This window comes from Geodermatophilus sp. SYSU D00079, assembly GCF_054050635.1.
The window spans coordinates 1-3,711 of sequence record NZ_JBJGZS010000060.1 but is presented as its reverse complement, the minus strand read 5'-3'; the positions used below and the strand labels follow the sequence as shown (position 1 = coordinate 3,711).

At 77.1% G+C, this 3,711-nt stretch carries 2 protein-coding genes; one reads left to right on the top strand and one right to left on the bottom strand.

The window, feature by feature from the left end:
• Positions 1 to 47: 47 nt before the first annotated feature.
• Positions 48 to 1,865: a ScyD/ScyE family protein gene (locus tag ACI79E_RS22340; RefSeq protein ID WP_456934777.1), complete on the bottom strand. Its 1,818-nt coding sequence runs from the start codon at positions 1,863 to 1,865 to the stop codon at positions 48 to 50.
• 284 nt (positions 1,866 to 2,149) lie between these two features.
• Here ACI79E_RS22340 and ACI79E_RS22335 point away from each other — a divergent pair, with 284 nt between their 5' ends.
• The gene (locus ACI79E_RS22335) at positions 2,150 to 3,610 is read left to right on the top strand and encodes a benzaldehyde dehydrogenase (RefSeq protein WP_456934776.1); all 1,461 of its coding nucleotides are present in this window, start codon (positions 2,150 to 2,152) and stop codon (positions 3,608 to 3,610) included.
• The last annotated feature ends 101 nt before the right edge of the window (positions 3,611 to 3,711 follow it).

Sequence of the window (3,711 nt, the reverse complement as noted above, 5' to 3'; positions counted from 1 at the left end):
GCCCACCCGCGGGAACCCGCGGGTGGGCACGACCGGCCGGAGGGTGCTCAGGCGCGGGGACCGCGCCGCGGCGGCGCCGGGGCGTCGTCGCCGGAGCCCTGGTCGACGGTGCCGTCGTCGCCGGTCGCGGTCCCCGGTGCGTCGCCGGAGCCCTGGTCCGCGGTGCCGTCGTCGTCGCCGGGGACGACGGTGTCGTCACCGGTCGCGGTCCCGGGGACGTCGCCGGAGCCCTGGTCGGGGGTGCCGTCGTCGTCGCCGGGGACCGCGGTGTCGTCACCCGGGACGCCCGTGCCGTCGCCGGTCGCGGTGCCGTCGTCCGGCGTCGTCGGGGCCGGCTCGGCCGGCGCCGCGGGAGCCGGCGCGGTCACCACCGGCAGCGGCAGCTCCTCGGCGTCCTCGGGGAAGGCGAAGCGCCACACCTGGCCGCCCTCGGTGTCCTCGGTGGCCGGGTCGTCGGCGTCCGCGGGGGAGAGGCTGTACGCGGCGACGTAGACCGTGTCGTCGCGGCCGAGGAGCAGGCCGGACGGGAACGGGATGTCGACCTCGGCGTAGGTGGCCTCGTCGGAGTCCTCGGTCTCGAAGCGGACCACCGAGCCGGTGCCGCCGCCCGCCGGTCCCTCGCTGCCGAAGACCTGGGAGACGTAGACGTGCTCGCCGTCGGGAGCGACGGCGATGCCGTTGATCGCGGTGAACCCGCTCCACCGGCCGGTCTCCTCGCCGTCGGCGTCCAGCCGCACGACCTCGGCGCCGCCGGGTGCCAGCCCGCCGCCGACGCCGCCCACGTAGACGTTGCCCTCCGCGTCGCGGGCCAGGGCGCTGGGCACGAACTCCGGCTCGCCCTCCTCGACGGGGAAGGCGGCGAAGACGCTGACCTCGTAGTCGGGCAGCTCGTCGTCGCGCAGGTCGTCGAAGTCGGCGGTCACCTTCCACACGGCGTTGGCGCCGGCGTCGGCGACCAGCGCGTACTGCCCGCCGTCGCCGCTGTTGTCGTCGCCGCTGTCCTCGCCGCTGTCGTCACCGCTGTCGTCACCGTCGTCCTCGCCGTCGACGAACAGGACGGCGTTGGGGTTGCTGTCGGCCACGCCGTTGCCGTCGGGGTCCTGGTCGGCCTCGGCCTGCCCGAGGTCGACCCACGGCCGGACCACGCCGTCGTCGCTGACGAGCAGGTGCTCCTGCGTCGCGGCCAGGGCGTCGTCGGTGTCCCCCGCGAGGGCGTCCGGGCTGAGCTCGCCCTGGGCGATCAGCAGGACGTCGTCCCGGTCGGTCGCGGCCACGCCGGCCGGACCGACGGCTCCCTCGGGGCTCTCCACCGAGTACAGGCCGTCGACGACCGCCTCGGCCTCGCCGTCCTCGGTGCGGCCGGGGCGCTCGATGGCGGAGATGTCCCCGGTCGGGCCCTCGCACACCTCGACGGCGGCCGCGCCGGCCGTGTCGTCGGTGGCGGTGCCGTCCGCCGGGGTGCCGTCGGTCGTGGTGTCGTCGGTCGTCGGGTCCGGGGCGACCGGGGTGTCGCCCGGCCCCTGGTCGGCGGTGCCGTCGTCGTCGCCGGGGGTCGCGGGGGCGTCGATGGCCGGCGCGTCGGTGACGGGGGCGTCGGTGACCGGCGCGTCGACGGCCGGGTCCTCCACCACCGGCGCCGCGGCGGGGGGCGCCTCGGGCGCGGGCGGCGCGCAGTCCTCCCCACCCTGCCCGCTCTCGGCCACCAGCAGGGTGCGGCCGGACCAGGCGAGCTGACGGGGGTTGTCCAGGCCCCCGGCCACGACGACGTGGTCCGGCGGGTCGCTGCCCGGGGGGAGCGCGGATGCGGCGGTGGCGCTGCCCAGGAGGAGGGCGAAGGAGCCGGCGGCGATGATGGTCTTGCGCATGGGGTTCTCCGCTCGCGGGGATCGGCGGTGTTCGGGTGGACCCCGACCTCGGCGGCCGGGGCGGGGCGGCCGTGCCGGCCGCGACGGGACCCGAAGCTAGTTCCGCGTTCACCCGCTCGGATGCCCCCAACCGTGGGGGCGGACGGGTCCGTCCCTGGGGGTGTGCCGGCGCGCCCGGCACCAGGGGTGAGGACCTCACCACGCAGTGGGGCGAGATGGGCTGGGTTACCCGCTAGTAACCTGGGTGTCGGGCCGCACCGGCGGCCGGGACGGGAGAACGAGGAATGGCACTGCTGGACGACGGCGCGTGGCACGGCAAGGTCTGGACGGGGGCCTGGACCGACGGGTCGGGCGGCACCTACGACGCCGTGGAGCCGGCGACCGGGGACGTCATCGCCCCGGTGGGGAGGGCGACGCCGGAGGACGTGTCCGCCGCGGCCGAGCGCGCGGTCCCCGCCCAGCGGGCGTGGGCGGCGCTGCCCTACGAGCAGCGGGCGCGGGTGCTGCGCCGGGCCGGGGAGCTGCTGGAGGCGCACGCCGAGGAGATCAAGGGCTGGCTGGCCCGGGAGTCCGGCGCGATCCAGCCGTTCGGGGACTTCCAGGTGCACACCACCGCCGCGGAGTGCTACGAGGCGGCCGCGCTGCCCAGCCACCCCTATGGCGAGCTGCTGCGCACCGGCGCGCCGCGGCTGTCCTTCGCCCGCCGGGTGCCGGCCGGCGTGGTCGGGGTGATCGCGCCGTTCAACGTGCCGACCATCCTGGCGATCCGGGCGATCGCCCCGGCGCTGGCGCTGGGCAATGCGGTGGTCCTGAAGCCCGACCCGCGCACCGCGATCTGCGGGGGTGCGGTGTTCGCGCGGGTGTTCGAGGAGGCCGGGCTGCCGGCCGGGGTGTTCCAGGTGCTGCCGGGCGGTGCCGACGTGGGCGAGGCGCTGGTCGTGGAGCCGGCGGTGCGGATCATCGCCTTCACCGGCTCGACCCGGGCCGGTCGCGCCGTCGGGTCCCTGGCCGGGCAGCACCTGAAGCGGGCCCACCTGGAGCTGGGCGGGAACTCGGCGCTGATCGTGCTGCCCGACGTGGACGTGACCGCCGCGGCGTCGGTCGGCGCGTGGGGGACGTTCTCGCACTCCGGCCAGATCTGCATGGCCACCAGCCGGCACCTGGTGCACGAGTCGATCGCCGAGGAGTACACGGCGGTCCTGACCGAGAAGGTCGAGAAGCTGCCGGTCGGCGACCCGTTCCGGGAGCAGGTCGCGCTGGGCCCGCTCATCGACGCCGGCCAGCGCGACCGGGTGCACGGCCTGGTCACCGCCTCGGTCGACGGCGGCGCCACGGTGCGCACCGGCGGCACCTTCGAGGGCCTGTTCTACCGGCCCACGGTGCTCGGCGACGTCCCGGTCGACGCCCCGGCCTACGCCGAGGAGATCTTCGGCCCGGTCGCGCCGGTGACGGCGTTCTCCAGCCTCGACGAGGTCGCCGCGCTCGCCGCCGGCACCGAGTACGGCCTGAGCCTGGGCATCCTGACCCGCGACGTCTACGCCGGCCTGCAGCTGGCCGAGCGGATCCCCTCGGGCCTGGTGCACATCAACGACCAGACGGTCAACGACGAGGCGGTGGCGCCCTTCGGCGGCGTCGGGGCCTCGGGCACCGGCTCCCGCCACGGCGGCCCGCAGGCCAACATCGAGGCCTTCACCGAGACCCAGTGGGTCACCCTGCGCGGCGACCTGCCGGCCTACCCCTTCTGATCCGGCCGGGGGGGGGGGGGGGGGGGGGGGGGGGGGGGGGGGGGGGGGGGGGGGGGGGGGGGGGGGGGGGGGGGGGGGGGGGGGGGGGGGGGGGGGGGGGG